The 16,659-nt window shown below is 70.5% G+C and carries 17 protein-coding genes; 7 read left to right on the top strand and 10 right to left on the bottom strand.

What is annotated here, in order from left to right; genetic code table 11:
- The first annotated feature begins 98 nt into the window (after positions 1-98).
- Positions 99-1,415: a phosphatase PAP2 family protein gene (locus ADK57_RS01645; RefSeq protein WP_053747490.1), complete on the top strand. Its 1,317-nt coding sequence runs from the start codon at positions 99-101 to the stop codon at positions 1,413-1,415.
- Positions 1,416-1,467: 52 nt separating this feature from the next.
- Here ADK57_RS01645 and ADK57_RS01640 read toward each other — a convergent pair whose 3' ends face one another.
- Entirely contained in the window at positions 1,468-2,235 is a 768-nt protein-coding gene (locus ADK57_RS01640; RefSeq protein WP_053747489.1) for a hypothetical protein, read from the bottom strand.
- Between the two features lie 163 nt (positions 2,236-2,398).
- Between ADK57_RS01640 and ADK57_RS01635 the strand changes: the two genes are divergently transcribed.
- The 6 genes from ADK57_RS01635 to chvE all read left to right on the top strand — a co-directional run bounded on the left by ADK57_RS01635 (position 2,399) and on the right by chvE (position 6,764).
- On the top strand, positions 2,399-2,830 hold the full coding sequence (locus tag ADK57_RS01635) for an Asp23/Gls24 family envelope stress response protein (RefSeq protein WP_053747488.1): 432 nt from the start codon (positions 2,399-2,401) through the stop codon (positions 2,828-2,830).
- Positions 2,831-2,868: 38 nt separating this feature from the next.
- Positions 2,869-3,096 carry a hypothetical protein gene (locus tag ADK57_RS01630; protein ID WP_053747487.1) on the top strand — a complete coding sequence of 76 codons (228 nt, stop codon included), beginning with the start codon at positions 2,869-2,871 and terminating at the stop codon, positions 3,094-3,096.
- On the top strand, positions 3,093-3,539 hold the full coding sequence (locus ADK57_RS01625) for a hypothetical protein (RefSeq protein WP_053747486.1): 447 nt from the start codon (positions 3,093-3,095) through the stop codon (positions 3,537-3,539). The genes ADK57_RS01630 and ADK57_RS01625 overlap by 4 nt, the downstream gene beginning before the upstream one ends.
- Positions 3,536-4,225: a DUF6286 domain-containing protein gene (locus ADK57_RS01620; protein ID WP_053747485.1), complete on the top strand. Its 690-nt coding sequence runs from the start codon at positions 3,536-3,538 to the stop codon at positions 4,223-4,225. The genes ADK57_RS01625 and ADK57_RS01620 overlap by 4 nt, the downstream gene beginning before the upstream one ends.
- Positions 4,226-4,235: 10 nt before the next feature.
- Positions 4,236-4,829, top strand: coding sequence for an alkaline shock response membrane anchor protein AmaP (gene amaP / locus ADK57_RS01615; RefSeq protein WP_053747506.1), 594 nt, complete (start codon positions 4,236-4,238; stop codon positions 4,827-4,829).
- 843 nt (positions 4,830-5,672) lie between these two features.
- Positions 5,673-6,764: a multiple monosaccharide ABC transporter substrate-binding protein gene (gene chvE / locus ADK57_RS01610; protein ID WP_053747484.1), complete on the top strand. Its 1,092-nt coding sequence runs from the start codon at positions 5,673-5,675 to the stop codon at positions 6,762-6,764.
- A 207-nt stretch (positions 6,765-6,971) separates the two neighbouring features.
- Here chvE and ADK57_RS01605 read toward each other — a convergent pair whose 3' ends face one another.
- From ADK57_RS01605 to ADK57_RS01565, 9 genes are all read right to left on the bottom strand, one after another.
- Positions 6,972-8,399 (bottom strand): diacylglycerol kinase family protein, encoded by a 1,428-nt coding sequence (locus ADK57_RS01605; protein WP_078972882.1) that lies wholly within the window; start codon positions 8,397-8,399, stop codon positions 6,972-6,974.
- Positions 8,400-8,422: 23 nt separating this feature from the next.
- Entirely contained in the window at positions 8,423-8,890 is a 468-nt protein-coding gene (locus ADK57_RS01600) for a DUF7144 family membrane protein (protein WP_053747483.1), read from the bottom strand.
- Positions 8,891-8,920: 30 nt separating this feature from the next.
- Entirely contained in the window at positions 8,921-9,388 is a 468-nt protein-coding gene (locus tag ADK57_RS01595) for an SHOCT domain-containing protein (protein WP_053747482.1), read from the bottom strand.
- Between the two features lie 146 nt (positions 9,389-9,534).
- Positions 9,535-10,398, bottom strand: coding sequence for a YhjD/YihY/BrkB family envelope integrity protein (locus ADK57_RS01590; RefSeq protein ID WP_053747481.1), 864 nt, complete (start codon positions 10,396-10,398; stop codon positions 9,535-9,537).
- Between the two features lie 308 nt (positions 10,399-10,706).
- Positions 10,707-10,904, bottom strand: a complete 198-nt coding sequence (locus tag ADK57_RS01585; RefSeq protein WP_020276994.1) for a hypothetical protein — start codon at positions 10,902-10,904, stop codon at positions 10,707-10,709.
- Between the two features lie 164 nt (positions 10,905-11,068).
- Positions 11,069-11,608 (bottom strand): hypothetical protein, encoded by a 540-nt coding sequence (locus ADK57_RS01580; protein WP_053747480.1) that lies wholly within the window; start codon positions 11,606-11,608, stop codon positions 11,069-11,071.
- A 36-nt stretch (positions 11,609-11,644) separates the two neighbouring features.
- Positions 11,645-14,242 (bottom strand): LuxR C-terminal-related transcriptional regulator, encoded by a 2,598-nt coding sequence (locus ADK57_RS01575; RefSeq protein WP_053747505.1) that lies wholly within the window; start codon positions 14,240-14,242, stop codon positions 11,645-11,647.
- Between the two features lie 481 nt (positions 14,243-14,723).
- Positions 14,724-16,160 carry a DUF2252 domain-containing protein gene (locus ADK57_RS01570; RefSeq protein ID WP_053747479.1) on the bottom strand — a complete coding sequence of 479 codons (1,437 nt, stop codon included), beginning with the start codon at positions 16,158-16,160 and terminating at the stop codon, positions 14,724-14,726.
- A gap of 170 nt (positions 16,161-16,330) precedes the next feature.
- Positions 16,331-16,657, bottom strand: a complete 327-nt coding sequence (locus ADK57_RS01565; protein WP_053747478.1) for a carboxymuconolactone decarboxylase family protein — start codon at positions 16,655-16,657, stop codon at positions 16,331-16,333.
- Positions 16,658-16,659: the final 2 nt, after the last annotated feature.

Raw genomic sequence — 16,659 nt, 5'->3', positions numbered from 1 at the left:
TGAGATACATACCAACGTGGGATTTTTCGCGAATAACGCGAATAAGACGCAGAACAACCTTCTCCGCGTGGCGTCAGCCACGGGCGGGACTCTGGGGCGTGGCGGGTGTCGCGGCCCTCGGATTCCTCGTCGCGCTGGAGATCGCCGCACGTCACTACGGCCTGGCGGGGCCGATGACCTGCCAGGTGCGAGAGCTGATATTCCCGCCCAAATCGGGCTTCCTGTTGTACGCCGGTATGGCCTTGATGATGGTGGTGCTCACCTGGCGCCAACGGTTCATCGCGTTCGGCGCCGCGATCGGTATCGACATCGCCTTCTTGGTGGTCCGGTGGGCGGTCGGCGCCAAGGTGACCGACGGCCACCCCTTCGGCAACGGTGCGTTGTGGGTGATTCTGGGCTGTGCGGTCATCGCTGTCACTCGCCGTACCGGCCGGGAACGCGCCCTGCTGCTGAAGGGCGTCGGGCTGGGTCTGCTGCTGGTGGCCGGCCGCAAGACCGGCGACACCTGGCTCCTCATCACCTCCAAGACGCGCCCGGTGGTGCTCGACCAGTACGTGGCGACCGCCGATCACGCGCTGGGCAACCCGTCGTGGCTGGTGGGCCGGATCGTCACGGCCACCGGCCCGATCGGCTTCAATTTTCTCGACATCGTCTACGGCCAACTCGCGGTGGCCGCGGTCGTCGTCGCGCTCTATCAACTGCGTAACGTGGCGGTCGAGCGCCGCTTCCCGAGCCATCATCTGGTGCGTACCTTTCTGGTGATCGGCCTCCTCGGGCCCGCCATCTACATGATCTACCCGGTGGTCGGACCGATCTTCGCCTACGGCACCGGCGCCGAGCACTGGGCGACGGTCAGCCTGTGGGCCAAGACGCCGCCCACCGAGCAATGGGCGGTGGCCAACCTCTGGCCGAGCACGCCGCCGCCGATCAATACCCCGCACCCCATGCCGTTCGACGAGATCACCCCACGGAACTGCATGCCCAGCCTGCACACGGCGTGGGCTACCGCGATCTTCATTCATTCCCGGAAGGGCCCACGAATTCTGCGATTCGCAGGAACGTTTTGGCTGATAGCTACGCTCACCGCAACGCTGGGATTCGGCTGGCACTACGGTGTGGATCTCATCGCCGGCGTGGTGTTCACGCTCACGATCGAGGCGGCTCTGCGCTCGCTCGACCGCGGCTGGGATCGATCGGGGATCCGGCTGGTCGCCTACGGCGCGACCGTCTTCGCTGCGCTCTTGGTGTCCTATCGCTGGCTGCCGTTGGAGATGGCCAGGCATCCGTGGGTGTCCGGACCACTTCTCGTGCTGGCGATGTCCTCAGTGGTCTACGGCTACGCAAGGACCGTCGCGCCGTGGGAGCCCAAGAGCGCATCGGCGCGGCAACGGCAACCGCAACCCGAACCGGTGTGAATCGTGTTGCACAGGTTGTGGGCTGCGCGAGCCGTCGTTGACGCCTGAATGGCTAGGCCGCGGTTTCCGTGATGAGGACGGCGGCGGTGACCGGGCCCGGGGTGTCGGTGGTGGCCGCGTCGGCTACGGCGTCGCGGACGGCGCGGGCGACTTCCAGCGGATGGTGTCCGAGGGCGATCGCGAGGTGGACCTCGATGTGTCGGCCGGGTGGATCGTCATGGTCCTCCACCTTGACCGGCCTGCTTCCCAGTACGGCGGCGAGGTGGGCGACGCCAGGAACGCCCGTCGCGACGTCCGCCAGCTCACCGGCGAGCCCCCGCATGGATCCTGTTCCGTTCGCCTGGGGCGAGCTTCGCGCGGCTGCAGGTTCCGGCGCGGGCTTCATGACCCTCTTTGAGGTTCTCGACCTGGCGACCGTCTCCGAGCCTTCATGGAGATCCGTTACCCGCAGGTCAGCTGTCACGGTGGCCAGGCCGAGCCGTTCAGTGGCCGTGCTGAGCAGTGCGCTCCTCAACTGGTCGGCGGTGTGGGGCAGCGGCTGCCCCAGGGATGCTGTGAAGGCGGCTTCGATCCTCAGCGGGCCGGGCGGCAGCGCGCTGGCCGGCGCACGGACGGCCGGCTCGGACACGGGCTCGAGCGGTGCCGACCCGATGCGCAGGGTCTCCAGCCGGACACCGGGAATCCCGGCGGCCGCGCGCCCGAGGGCCCGGACGGCCGCTTGCTCGGTGATCCACGTCCCGTCGTCGGGCCCGCCGAGCGGGAGCAGCCGGCCCAGGCCGAGCTGTTGCCGTACCGCCTGTGTCCACGCCTCGGTCTTCACCGCCTCTCACCCTCCTTCTTCCATGGCCCCTTCTTCCATGGCCGCGGTTCTCTGCCTGCCTGACCAGCCCGCCTCACGGCCTGCAACTGGGGCAAAAGGTATTAAAACGACTATAATCTGAACAATGAGCGCCATGTACGCCTCTTGAGGGAGGAATGTCCCGATGACTGAGAACACCGGCGTAAAGCACGGAGGTGGGCCCGGTTCTCGCGGCCGGACGACCGTCGCCGATGTGGTGGTGGAGAAGATCGCCGGAATGGCGGCACGGGACGTGCTGGGCGTCCATGCCCTGGGCAGCGGATTCGCGCGCTCGATGGGATCCATGCGGGAGCGGATGCCTGGCGCCGGCAGTGGGAAGTCCGTCACGCGCGGGGTCAGTGTCGAGGTCGGAGAGCGGCAGGCGGCCATCGATCTGGAGATCGTCGTCGAGTACGGCGTCTCGATCACGGACGTGGCCGGTGCGGTGCGGGAGAACGTGATCTCCGCAGTGGAGCGGATGGCGGGCCGGGAAGTCGTGGAAGTCAACATCATGGTCAGCGACGTGAAGCTGCCCGACGAGGAGGACGAAGGGGAAGAGCGGCAGCGGATCCAGTAGCCGGGAGGCAGCAGCCCGCTTGAGTGAAGGAGCGCGTGATGAGCAGGGCCGTGGTGGGCTTGATGGCCGGAATGGCGCTGGGTTTCGCCGCGTATTTCGGTGACTTCTGGGCTTTCCTGCTGGTGCTGGGGCTGGGCGTCGTCGGTCTCGTGGCCGGGCGGTTCGTGGAAGGCGATCTCGAACCGGGCGACTTCGTCCGCCGCCGAGACCGGCAGGGGCGGATCCGCGATGACCGGCGACGGGCTCGGGGAGACTGGCGGCAGTGACCGGTGAAGCCGATCGGCGTCCGGGCGTCCCCCGCGGGGAGCGCGGTGCGACCACCGTCGCCGACCGGGTCGTTGCGAAGATCGCCTCCCAGGTGGCGCGCGAGGCGCTGAGCCGGTTCACCGAGTCGGCCGGCCGCGTACCGCCCGACCGCCGGACGCCGCGCGTGACGACATCCGTGCGGCGGGCACCGGAGCGGAATACCGCAGGACGAGACGGCGAGTCCGACGCCGGACGGCAGGCGCTGCTCGGCGAGGCACGGCTGCGCATCACCGTCGAACTCGGCTATCCCTCCGACATCGGGACGCAGTGCGCCGCGGTGCGCCGGGACGTCACCGATCGGCTCAGGGCATTGGCCGGCATGGAGGTGTCCGACCTCGCGGTGTCGGTCGAGAGGCTGCACTCGGCGCATACGCGGCACACGGACCAGGAGAGGGTGAGATGAGCGCGAACACCTGGCGGAAGCCGACCGGTGACAGCGACCTTCCCTCCGATTCCGGACAGGCGGCTCCGTCCCCCGATGCCACCCGGGGTGCGGGCGCGGGCGCGACGGCGCCGATCGATGAATCAGGCCGGTCGGCGCGCCGTTTCTGGTCGGCGCGCCGGATTCCCGCGGCCTTGGTGGCCCTGCTGTCCGCCGCGGCCGTCGGACTGCTCCTGTACGACGTGGCCGCGGTGCGGGCAGGCCGGTCCGCGATGCGCTGGCGGCGGCGGCTCGCCGAGGAACTGGCCACACGGCCGCTGGACGACATCTGGGTGATCGTCGGGGCCGCGGTCGCGATGGCTCTCGGCCTGTGGCTTTTCCTGCTGGCGGTGACACCGGGTCTGCGCAGGCTGCTGCCCATGCGGCGGCCCACCGGTATCCCCGGGACGGAGCAGGTCCGCGCCGGGCTCGACCGCCGCGCGGCCGCCCTTGTTCTGCGCGACCGGGCCATGCAGGTGCCCGGTGTCCAGTCGACACGGGTCGATGTCGGCCGCCGGAAGGTCAAAGCCCGGGCATGGGCACATTTCCGCGATCTGGAGGAGGTCCGCACGGACCTGGACGCCACGCTGGGCGAAGCCGTGACGTTCTTGGGACTCGCCCGGCAACCCGCGCTGACCGTGCACGTCCGGCGCCCGAAGAAGGACTGAGGTGACCCCGATGCGCAAGACGGTGAACCGGGTGCTGCTGGGGCTTCTCGGCCTTGGGCTGTTCGCCCTGGGCGGCGGCGTACTGCTGGGCGGGCTGGATCTGCAACGCCACTGGGATTTCGGCATGCCGGGCTGGTGGCCCTTCCGTGGGCCGGACGATGTGGTGCTGGGCAGCGAGGGACGCACCCGGTGGCGGGAAGAAGACTGGTGGTGGCCGACCGTCATCGCGGTGCTCGCCGTACTGCTGGCCCTGCTCCTGTGGTGGCTCTTTGCGCAACGCCGACACCGCCTGGGCCAGGTCCTCGTCGACAGCGAAGACGGCGCGGGGGCCCGACTCAACGGCCGCACGCTGGAGGACGTCATCGAGGAAGAGGCGCAAGCCCTGGACGGGGTCTCGCGGGCTCGTGTACGGCTGACGGGCCGGCGTACCGCTCCCACCGCACATGTGCGGCTGCTGCTGGAGCCTCACGCCGATCCGGCGCGGACTCTGGGGCGACTGAGCCGGGAAACGCTCGCACACGCACGAGACTCGGCCGGCCTGGACCGCCTCCCGTCGAAGGTCCGGCTCCGGGAAGTCCGCCACCGCGCCCGGCGCGCCGCCTAGGATCGCCGGGCTCGGGTCTGCTGCACGGCTCTCCGTCTCTCCGACGCGGTCCCGCAGCCTGTCAGTCCTGTCATGGAACGCGGTCATGCAAAGCGCTCCTTGTCGGACACATCGCGCCAGTCGAGCGGAAAGCGCGAAGATCTTCCCGCATCATCCGAAATCCACCGCCCACGACAGCTGAATCCCGCTGTTCCCCCGCCGCCGCAACACCTTTCTGTAACCGTTCCAGTTCACCCCGTTGACACCCTGCACACGTCCCCCTACTGTCACGCCAACATTTGGAACATGTGTCGAGATTTCGAACATTTGAAGGCGATTGCCCTGTGTACCCCCGGAATCAGCCCGCCCGTGGCCGGAACGCCGTGTCGCGGCCTGGCGTGCGTGCAGGAGCACACCGGCAAAGGGATCACGAGAGTCTGCGAGCGCCGGATGCCGCGCCGCGGCGGGACGCCGAGGCGTCCGAGCGCCGACTCGAGCAACGTGCCGGGCCGACTGACCTCGACCATCTGAACGAGGTCCGCCGGTTGTCCACTCGCCTTCAAACCTGTACGCCAAGACTCCCGACGACCTCGGTGGCCACGTGCGGATCCACGAGGGCGTCGAGCTGATCCGCCCCGGCGTACCGCTCTGTCCGGAGTCCGGTCCGCCCAGGGCGCCCGGGGGTCCACCCGTACGGCACCCGTCTGCGGAGCCCGACCCTGGACACCGCCCGGGAGCGGATACGGCGCGTCCGACTCGCTCTCGACCTGTCTGCCGACTGCCCCGGCCCGCTCCACCGCTTCCCCATCGATGTCTGATACGCCGTCATCCCCTCAACGACGAGAAGAACAGGGAACGATCAACATGTTCAACCGAAGAGCGGCCCTTGCCTTCCTCGCCGGAGCCGGCTCCCTCGCCCTCACCTTGTCCGCCTGCGGCCAGAACAGCGCGAGCTCCGAGAGCAGCTCCGAGGGCGGTACCGTCGGCGTCGCCATGCCGACCCGGGCCTCCGAGCGCTGGCTCACCGACGGCAAGAGCGTCGTCGACGGCCTGAAGGACAAGGGGTACAAGACCAAGCTGGTCTACGGCGACGACGACCCGAAACGCCAGGTCTCACAGATCGAGAGCCTGGTCAAGCAGGGAGTCGATGCACTGATCATCGCGGCCATCGATGCCAAGTCGCTCAACAGCGTGCTCCAACAGGCCGCCGACAAGCACATTCCGGTGATCTCCTACGACCGGCTCATCCTCGGCACCAAGAACGTCGACTACTACGTCTCCTTCGACAACGAGATGGTCGGCCGGCAAGAGGCCCGCCACATCATCGAGAAGCTCGGCCTGGAGGACGGCAAGGGCCCGTTCAACATCGAGCTGTTCGCCGGCTCCCCCGACGACAACAACACCAAGTACTTCTACGACGGTTCGATGGCGCTCCTGCAGCCGTTCCTGGACAGCAAGCAGTTGGTCGTCCCGTCCGGCCAGACCGAGATGAACCAGATGACCACCCTGCGCTGGGACGGGCCCACCGCGGAAAAGCGCATGAGCGGCCTCCTCTCCAAGTGGTACGGCAGCAAGAAGGTCGACGCGGTCCTGTCGCCGTACGACGGCATCTCCAGGGGTGTCCTGGCTGCGCTGAAGTCGGACGGCTACGGCTCCGACGGCAAGCCCCTCCCGGTCGTCACCGGTCAGGACGCCGAGCTGGACTCGGTGAAGTCGATCATCGCGGGTGAGCAGTCGCAGACCGTCTACAAGGACATCCGCGCTCTCGGCGAGGCCGCCACGGAGATGGTCGACGACATTCTCCGCGACAGGGTGCCGAGGGTGGACAACAGAACCGATTACAACAACGGCGTCAAGGACGTACCCGTCTACTTGCTGCAGCCGGAGAGCGTCGACAAGAGCAACTACGATCTTCTGATCAGGGACGGCTACTACACCGCCGAAGAGCTCAAGTAGCGACACGGTCTCTGAGTCACACGCCTGCACGACGCCCGCCACGGCACTGCCACCCTCCTCCCGACGGCAGCTGGACGCGCACCCCACGTGGTGATCGAGATCCAGGGCCAGGCTGTTGGTCGTTCGGCACCCTGATCACTTCGCCCCGTCGGGTTGTTGCTCGGCGGGGGCGAAGTGAACGCGCCGCGAAGGCCGGGGCGCTGCTTCCTACGGGGCCTGGCCGTCACCTGGGCAAGTCCCCCTGCCGTTGCCCGGGCCGGACAGCGGGTCCTTTCCCCCGTCCGGGAACGGACGGCCCAGCGCCAGCCGTGCCACGCGCGGCCAGTCGGCCGCCGCCCCGCCCGCTCGAGGTGTACCGGGGCGACGGCGCGGCACGCGGACCAGGAGTGCCCCGGGCGCGCTGCGGCACACGACGGGTGACGGCAGGACGACGTGTTCTCCGTCGATGCCGACCGGGAGGGTGTCCGTGTCGGCTTCGACGACGACCACCCCGGCGTTCAGCCGGATGAGTCCCCCGGAGCGCGGACCGCGCACCAGGCGCGCCGCCTGGGCGGTGTTGCCGACCCGCACGCACACCACACCGAGGAGTCCCGAGTCCAGCCGCTTCCTGCGCCCTGGATGGGCCGCGTCGACGGCACGCCCGTAGGGATTGTTGCTGACGAGCAGCGCCTGCAGTCCATCGACGTAGGTCCGGTCGGCCCGCGTCCGCAGCCTGGGCGCGTCCTCGCCGGTGAGGAGGCCGGGGAGGGTTCGCAGGGTCGTGCGGGCTTTGGCGTCCCGGTACGCGGGGTCGGTGACGACGGACGCGTACGTGCCGAACGAGGCGTTGTTGACGAAGACCCGGTCCGCGGCGTACCCGAGGTCGATGCGGAGTTCGACGCCGTGGGTCAGGGCTTCCAGGGCGGCCGCCGGATCGTCACGGTCGAGGCCGAGATCGAGGGCGAAGTGGTTGCGGGTACCGGCGGGAATCACCACGAACGGCAGATCGTGGTGCGCCGCGACCTCGGCCACCAGCGCCTGGGTACCGTCGCCGCCCGCCACCGCCAGCAGATCGGCTCCCTCGGCGACGGCCTGCCGGGCCAGCCCGGCGACATCCTGGCCCGCGTCGAGCAGGGCCACCCGGCAGCCGGCGGCCCGGGCCTTCTCCACCAGGTCGAAACGACCCACCTTGCCGCCGCCGGAGCGCGGATTCATCAGGACCCAGGGGGCGTGCGGCGCCTCGGTGACGGCCTGCTCGGAGGCGGTGCGACCAGGTGCCGGGGCCGTGCGTGCCGCCGTGACGGCCAGCAGCCACAGGCCCAGGGACAGCAAGGCCGGTCCCAGCATGCCGAACGTGGCATACAGGGCGAGGACGGCGACCGGCGCGGTCACCGACAGGGCCGCCCCGAGGGCACGGAGCGCACCGGTGTGCGCCAGGGTCCACCACACACCGACGGCGGCGAGCGCCAGGCCGGCGAGGCCGGCCAGCGCCCACAGCACGCTCCGCAGACCGGCGGCGACGAGCGGCACCAGGATGCTGCCCAGCAGGGCGAGCACGGCGAGGCGAGCCCGTCCCGCACTGCCCTCGCGTACCGGAGTTGCGGTCCCCGCCTCGCCCGGCCCTCTCGTGTTCCCGCCGCCGCGGTGTGGTCCCACCTGTCGGCCTTTCTCTTTCCGCCTCACACCCTGTGCCGCGGGCGCTCCTCGGACACCGGACGCTCCTCGGACAGGTCGAAGAGGTTGTCGCGCGGAACCACGCACAGGGCCCAGATGATGAAGCCGGAGAGCGCGATCATCACGACCGACCACACCGGGTAGTACGGCAGGGAGAGGAAGTTGGCGATGATGACGAGTCCGGCGATGGCCACGCCGGCGACGCGCGCCCAGGTCGCGGTCTTGAGCAGCCCGATGCTGACGATCACGGCGACCGCGCCCAGAGCGAGGTGGACCCAGCCCCAGCCGGTCAGGTCGAACTCGAACACGTACTGGCGCGTCGTGACGAAGATGTCGTCCTCGGCGATCGCCATGATGCCCCGGAAGATGTCGAGCAGGCCGACAAGGAAGAGCATCACGGCCGCGAAGGCCGTCAGGCCGGTTGCCCATTCCTGCTTCGCCGTGTGTGCCGGCCGGGTGTGTGTCGCGGTCATCTTGCGCCTCGATTCATGGTGTGCGGATGCTCAGCGACCGGGAGTGCGGGCGGTGGAGCCGGCGGGCTCCGCCGAGCCGTGGCCGGCCAGGACCAGTTCCTTCGCCCTGCGGAACTCCTCGTCCGTGATGTCGCCGCGGGCGCGGATCTCGGACAGCTTGCCGAGTTCGTCGGCGCTGCTGGGCCGGCCCATGCCGCCCGCGGCCTCCTTGATGTGGGCGTCGAAGGCTTGCTGCTGTGCTCGGGCCTGCGCTATTTCCCGGCGGCCCATGTTCTTGCCGCGGGCGATCACGTAGACGAAGACGCCCAGGAAGGGCAGCAGGATGGTGAACACCAGCCAGCCGGCCTTCGCCCACCCGCTCAGCGCGTCATCGCGGAAGATGTCGACGACGACGCGGAAGAGCAGGACGAACCACATGATCCACAGGAAGAACAGGAGCATGCTCCAGAAGACGCTCAGCAAGGGGTAGTCGTACGCCAGGTACGTCTGCGCGCTCATGTCTCTTTCTCCGTCCCGGGCGCTTGCCCGGTCGCCGTTGCGTGCTGTCTTCAGCGTGGGCACTGCGAGGGCCGGATGGCCTCACCCGACGCGGGTGAGCCTGCGGGCGGCCCGGCACTCGATGGATGCGCTCCTGCGCGGCAGGGTCAGGGTCCGGCCCGCGTACGGCGGGGGACGGCGGCTGTCCGATACCAGTCGGAGGAGGCGACGTACTGGCCGAGGGCGAGGCCCGAGACGGCCACCAGGAACACGGCGATCAACCAGGACAGGAACGTGAAGACGGGCCCCAGCGGACCGAACTCCTGCAGGCTGCGCTCCATGACCGTGGGTGCGAACAGGCCGGCGGCCCAGCTCAGCACGACCGTGCCCGTGCCCGCCAGCAGCGCTCCCGGCAGCAGGTTCCGCCAGCCGATCCTGCCGCCCAGCAGCAGATGCTGGGACCACCACCACAGCAGCGTCGCCGACAACACGGACAGCACCCAACCGATCACCGCCCCGCCGCCGAACCCGCTGCGCAGCGGTGCCTGGACCAGGAGGACGCCCAGCCAGACGAGCAGCCAGAGCAGCCAGCGCCAGACCGCGGCCCGCACCGGAGTCCGGGGCAGGTGCCAGCACCGCTCGCAGACCGCCTGAAGCGCCCGGCTGAAGGCCGTGGCGGACACGAGAGTCACCACCACGCCCACGGCTCCGGCGGCGTCCCGTGGTGTGCCGGTGGCGGTGAAGGCACGGCGTACCTCGTCGAGCGTGTCACCACGTACCCCCAGAACCGCACGGAGGGAGTCGGCCAGCAGGTCCTGCACCTCTCGGGGGGCGAACGCCGCGATGGTCATCAGCAGCGGGAGCGCGGTGATGAAGGCCTGCGCGGCCAGCCGCACGGAGCCCTCCACGACGTTGAGCGCCGACAGGCGGGGTAGCAGCCGGGCCACCGGACCGGACCGCAGGCTCGCCAGGACCCGCTCCACCGCCGTGCGCCTGCGGGACGCCGGGGCGGCGCCGGGTTTTCTTGCCATGGCTCACGGTGCCGCCCCGCCGGGCTCGCGTTCCTGTCCGGTGCGCGATGCCGAACCACGCGACATGGTCATGGCTCCTCCTCGCGTGATCGAGCGGTCGTTTCCGGACGGCCGACGGGGCGGCGTGTGAGGGGGCGGTGTGCGAGGACCCGACCGCTCCAGGGTCACGCCCGTCACCCGGTGCCGGGGTCACCCATGACGGGTGATCCGCCGTGGCGCTGCGTCGCCCGCGCCGTGCTCATCGCCGTCGGCCGCGTCCCGCCGGTCACCACGCGAGGCCGCCCGGCACCGCACACCTCCCGGTCCCGTCACTCCGGCAGCTGCCGCATCTCCAGGACACGCAGTCCCAGTGACTGGCAGCGTGCCAGCAGCCCGTACAGGTGTGCTTCGTCCACGACGGGGCCGAACAGGACGGTCTGGCCGGACATCACCACGTGGCCCAGCTCCGGGAAGGCTTTGGCCAGCGTTTCCGACAGGTGTCCCTCGACTCGGATCTCGTAGCGCACGAGCTGTCCTCCCATGGACTGCCTGGGACAGGCGGACGGCACTCCTCCCTACGACCGTGCGCCTCCGCGCTTCTTCGGGCCTCACCCGGTGCAGGTGACCCGTGGCCTGGCGACGGACCCCACGGACCAACGCGTTCTCACGGACCCCACGGACCTACGCGTTCTCAATGCGTCAGAACGATCTTGAAAGAGATGATCAGCAGGCCGAGCAGCAGGTTGACCGACGCGGTGGTGGCCACAAGCCGCCGGGAGGCACCTGCACGGCGTGCCGCGGCCACGGACCAGCCGACCTGCCCGGCCACGGCGACGGAGAGGGCCAGCCAGAGGGCACCCTGCACGTCCAGGCCCAGGAGCGGGCTGACGGCCACCGCGGCGGCCGGCGGGAGAGCGGCCTTGACGATCGGCCACTCGTCACGGCACACCTGCAGCACCACCCGGCGGTCCGGAGCCTGCTGCGCCAGACGCGCCCCGAACAGCTGGGCATGCACGTGCGCGATCCAGAACACCACGCCGGTGAGCAACAGCAGCAGCACCAGCTCGGTGCGGGGGAACGAGCCCAGGGAGCCCGCGCCGATCACCACGGAGGCCGCGAGCATGGATCCGTAGACGCCGCCCGTGTAGTCCGCGTGGACCCGCCGTTCGGCACGGCGCTCCCCGCGGGCGGTGGTCGGGCCGGTCCTGGTCCTGGTCCGGGTCCTGGACACCGGTGACTCCCTCCGGACTCAGCGCTTCGACAGGTTTCACAGCAGCCGGAGGTCGCGCGCGCGGCGCACCGCGTCGCCTCGCCGGTTCACCGCCAGCTTCCGGTAGACGCTCTTGAGGTGGGTCTTCACCGTGTTCACCGAGACGTAGAGGTCGGCGGCGACCTCCTCCGTCGACATCATCCGGGCCAGCCGCTCCAGGACATCGCGCTCGCGTCCGCTCAGCTCCACCGCGACGAGCGGTGGGGGCAGCGACTCCGGCCGGGGTTGCTCACCCCGCGGCAGGCCGGGCGTGAGCCAGCCCGCTGCCAGCTCGTGGAGCTCAGGCGTGGCCAGGAAGGGCCGGATCCACGCTCCCGCATCGAGGAACGGACGTCGCAGCCGCTCCCGCCGAGCGTCGAGGAGCGCATGGGCCACGAGCTTGCGGGCGGTGGCGGTGTCTCCCGCACCCTCCGCGGCCTGAGCCCTCACCAGCGCTGCCCTCACGGTCACCGCCGGCCCGGGCCGGCCCCCGGTGCGGATGCTGTCGAGCAGGTCGATGGCCGCCCCGGCACGGCCTGCGGCGACCTGGATCGCCGCGGCCTCCACGGCACACGCCGGCTGGTCGCCGGACACGCCCTCGAGTACCTCGGCGGCTTCGTCCGGCCGTCCTTCGGCCAGGTGGGCGGCGGAGGCGAAGAGCGCTTCATAGCCTGCCACCCAGGGTGAGGCCACGGCGGCGACGACGGCCGGGTCCGCCGCCTCGACGGCGGCTCGTGCCTTGCCCCTGACCAACAGGAGGCGAGCCGTGGCGAGGGCTCGTCCCGCCGCCATCACCGGATCACGCGTTCCCGACGGGAGCCGGGCCGTCTCGTCGAGGAGGGCTTGGGCCCGGCCCAGCTCATGGCGGTCGACGGCCACGGCGGCCAGGACCAGCTGCCCGATGCCGGAGCCGGAAGGCTGGGGCAGGCCGACCCGCTCCGCCTCGGGCACCGCCGCCAGGGCCTTGCGCTCCGCCCGGCCGAGCCAGCCGTTCAGATAGTCGAGCAGGGCCAGGTGCTCCATCGAGTCCTCCCGGGGCAGCACGGTGGAGGCCCCGCCGGGAGCGCCGGCCGCCGCGGTCAGGGCGGCGCGCGCGTCCTCGAAACGCCCGGCCCACAGGCGGGCCGAGCCCAGATGGGTCAGCAGGAGAGCAGTGAGTTCGGGATGCTTGTCCAGGAGGTGTGCCGGGACCTCCTGCCGCAGTTCATCGGCCTTTTCGGCGGCCTTTTCGGCCCGTGGGGGACATCCGGTCAGTCGGGCGGCCAGTGCCTCGAGCAGTGCACAGCTCAGCCGGGCGGCCGCCCGGTCGGGCGCGTCGCCGGCCAGATGCTCCTCGGCGTGGCGCAGGCGGGCCAGTCCGTGGTCGAGGTCGTACCGGGACAGGTCGCGGGCCGCGCGCACGAGGTCCGCCGCGGGACTCCTGGCCTCGGGCCCCATGGGGGAGAACAACTCGGTCAAGTCACCTGAGCGCAGGCCGGTGAAGAGCTGTCCGATCGCCAGGTCGTCGACGAGGGCGCCGGCGGCGAAATCCCAGTCGCCCGCGGCGGCCCCATGGGCGAGTGTCTCGGGCACGAATCCGGAACGACTCAGCCACCGCGCGGCCCGCCGGTGGAGTTCCGGATCCAGGCCTGGCAGGCGCTCGCGCAGATGGGCCCGGAGTATCTCCCCGAACAGCGGGTGGAGCTGGTACCACGAGTGCCCGAGGTGCTCGACGAACGCGTTGTCGCGGTGCAGCCCGGCGAGAATGGGCCCGGCATCGGTCCGGAGGGTCAGCGCGTTGGCCAGATCGGGACAGAAGCGCTCCAGGACGCTGACACGCAGCAGGAGGCCCTGTGTCTCCTCCGGCTGTCCCTTGAGGACCTCGGCCAGCAGGAAGTCCGCGACCGTACTGCGGTCCGCCTCGAACTCCTTCAGGTAGAGCTCCGGGTCGGCGCTCTCCATAGCGGCCAGGGCGGACAGGCGCAAGCCGGCGGCCCAGCCCCGGGTGCGGTCCACCAGGGCGCCTGCGGCGTGGACCGGAAGGCTCAGACCGTGCAGCTCAAGGAGTGCGACGGCCTCCTCCGGTGTGAAGGCCAGCTCGGCGGCGCGGATCTCCGTCAGCTCGCCGGCCGCCCGGTAACGGTGCAGCGGCAGCAGCGGTTCGGTGCGGGTGACGAGGACGAGGTGCAGGCCCCGCCCGGCGTGGTGCAGGACGAACTCCAGCTGGTCCGTGACCTCCGGATCGGTCACGCGGTCGTACTCGTCGAGCACGAGGATCACGGGCCGATCGCGTTCGTTCAGCTCGGCGGCGAGCGTTGCCAGCAGCCTTTGGTCCACCCCGGTCGCGTCCGCGGGGACCCCGACCGCGTCGGATACCGGTGCACCGCAGGCGCGCAGTGCCTGAAGGACGTATGCCCAGAACACCCCGGGACGCCGGTCCCCCACTTCGACGGTGAGCCAGGCGACCGGCGGCCGCAGTCCGGCGGCCCAGTCCGCGGCGAGCAGGGTCTTGCCGGCCCCGGCCGCCCCGTTGACCAGTGTCAACGGCGTCCCGCGAGCCTGGTCGAGGTGGTCGACGAGCCGCTGCCTCCGCAGGAACGTGGCGGGCCTCGCCGGGAGGGCGAACCGGGTGCGCAGGAACGGGTCTCCCTGGGGATCGGCGCTCGGAACGGCAGGAACGGTCGGAACGGCAGGAACGGTCGGAACGGCCGGAACCGTCGGAACGGTCGGTCCTTGGGCGTTGTCGTAGGTCTCGTAGGTCTCTGAGGTCTCTGAGGTCTCGGCCACGGTGCTCACCACCCCTGTCCGCCAGGGTCACGTCACGGGCGGCGCTCCCTCCTCCAGCATCCCAGTCTCTCCGCCACGGCGCGCGGCGCACCGGGCCACTGGCCCGTTCACCAGCCCTTATGCTCCTGCCGCCGGGCCCACGGCGGTGTTCGTCACCCACAACACCCCGTCCCCACAAGGAGGGGCAGCCCTGCTGGTCGGCTCGAAGCCGAGTCGCCTCGCAGGGCGGGCCGGAAAGCACGGAGCACGTCTCCGCCCGGCTGGGTGATGCCGTAACCGCTGAGCCGAAGGCCCATACGCGTTCGGGTCGAGCCGGGTGTCCTTTCCCGGGTCAGGCTGCCGGCAGCTCCTCCGCGGGTAGCCGGCCCGCGCGCACCGCGTCGACCAGGGCCTGGTGGTCACGCTCGTTCTGGTCGGCGTATGCCTCCGCGAAGGTGGCGAGTGCGCGGTCGAACGAGTCGCCGCCGCCCAGGTATGCGGCGATCGCGATGCGGTCGCCGGACCGCGCGTGCGCACGAGCCAGCGTGACCCCGCACAGTTCGCCGAACGCCTCCATGTCCTTCGGCCGCATCCGCTCCGGCATGGCGATGCCCTTCCAGTCGCGCAGCTGGCGGACGTAGAAGTCGCGCTGCTTGCCGTCGATCCCGTCCACCCGCTCCCAGCCGAGGAAGATGTCGCTCGTGGCCTGCATCAGCCGCTGGCCCGAGACCACCCGCTCGCCCTGGTTGGGGTAGCGGCTGGTGCCGACGTGTGCGGCGAGCACGGAGGTGTCGGCTTCCTTGGCCTGGAGGAAGAGCGGGTCGCGGTCGTCCCGGCCGAGCAGGAGAAAGATCCAGCATCGGGTTCCGACGCTGCCGACGCCGACCACCTTGCGGGCGACGTCGGCCAGACGGTAGTCGGCCAGGAGCGTGCGCCGGTCGGAAGCGAGAGTGCGGCCGTACCGCTCGATCAGACCGCGGAACCGGCGCTCCAGCGCGCTGCGCTCGACGTCCGGCAGCAGGTCGCCGGCCGGGACGAGCAGCGGGGGATCCGCCGCGATCCTGGGCCGGCCGTCGACCGTCTCCGTGAGCTTGTCGAAAGCCTGGAGGCTGTCGCGCGTGCGGGCCTTGGCCATGGCGCGGGCCAGGTTCTTCTGACCGCGCTTCGTTCCGTGGAGTCGGCTTGCGACCAGGGACTCGAGGAGGTCCGCGTCGATCTTCGCGTACCAGACGTCGAGGTTGCCCGTGCCCGCGAAGCGGATCATCGCCTCGCGGTACGAACGGACCGTGGAGCTCACGATGCGGGCGCGTTCGGCGTCGTCGAAGCCGTTCGCCCGGCCCGCGATGACGAGACTCGCCGACAGCCGCTTGACGTCCCACTCCCAGGGCCCCGGCAGCGTCTCGTCGAAGTCGTTGATGTCGAACACCAACTGCCGCTCCGGCGAGGCGAGCAGACGGAAGTTCAGCAGGTGCGCGTCCCCGCACAGCTGGGCCGTGAGTCCCGAGGTCGGGCTGTCGGCCAGGTCGGACGCCATGATCGCGGCGGCGCCCCGGTAGAAGCGGAACGGGGACTCCACCATCCGGCCGTAGCGGATCGGGACGAGTTCGGGCACGCGTGCCGCGGACTGCGCCTCCAGGATCGTCAGCGGGTCCGGCCGGTCGGGAGACGGCCTGTACACGGCGTGACCCGACCGCGGCGAGCGGCGCCGCGCCTCCTTGCCGAGAGCCGCGCGATCCTCGGGCGTGGTGTGGGGCGCCGCGCGCATGGCCGTGGTCGCGTTCTGGGACATCACGGACGCTCCTGCCTGGTCCTGCGACCATGGGGACGCCCGGCACAGGGCACGTCGGACCCGTCGGGCCCCATCGGACCCGTCGGACCCGATGGACCCGACGGGCAGTTCCTTGGTCTTCTGTCCGATGCCGGCCGCGCGGGTCATCGATGCCGGGTGGGCGGCGGCTCTCAGCCCTGGGTTTCGATCTCGGCATCGGCGACGGCGATGGCGATGCCGAACGCCGTGGCGATGTTGCCCGCTGCCGTCATGACGCGGGCGGTGCCCACGATGGGTGCGATGGCGACCAGGACGTCCTGCAGTTGTTCGGCGGTCAGGCCGGTCTTGATGGCGGGGTCGATATGGGCCGCGTAGGAGATGGGAGGGGCGTCCGAGGCGGCGAGTGCCGCGATGCGCGTGAGGATGAGCATGTCCGGGGCCAGCCCGCATCGCTCGATCGAGTCGACCGTCATGGCGGCGAGGGTGTCCAGGACAGGGGTGTCGGATGCAGTGGACATGT

The organism is Streptomyces sp. MMG1533 (assembly GCF_001279775.1).
Lineage (GTDB): Bacteria > Actinomycetota > Actinomycetes > Streptomycetales > Streptomycetaceae > Streptomyces.
This window is presented reverse-complemented; position numbering and strand designations above follow the sequence as displayed.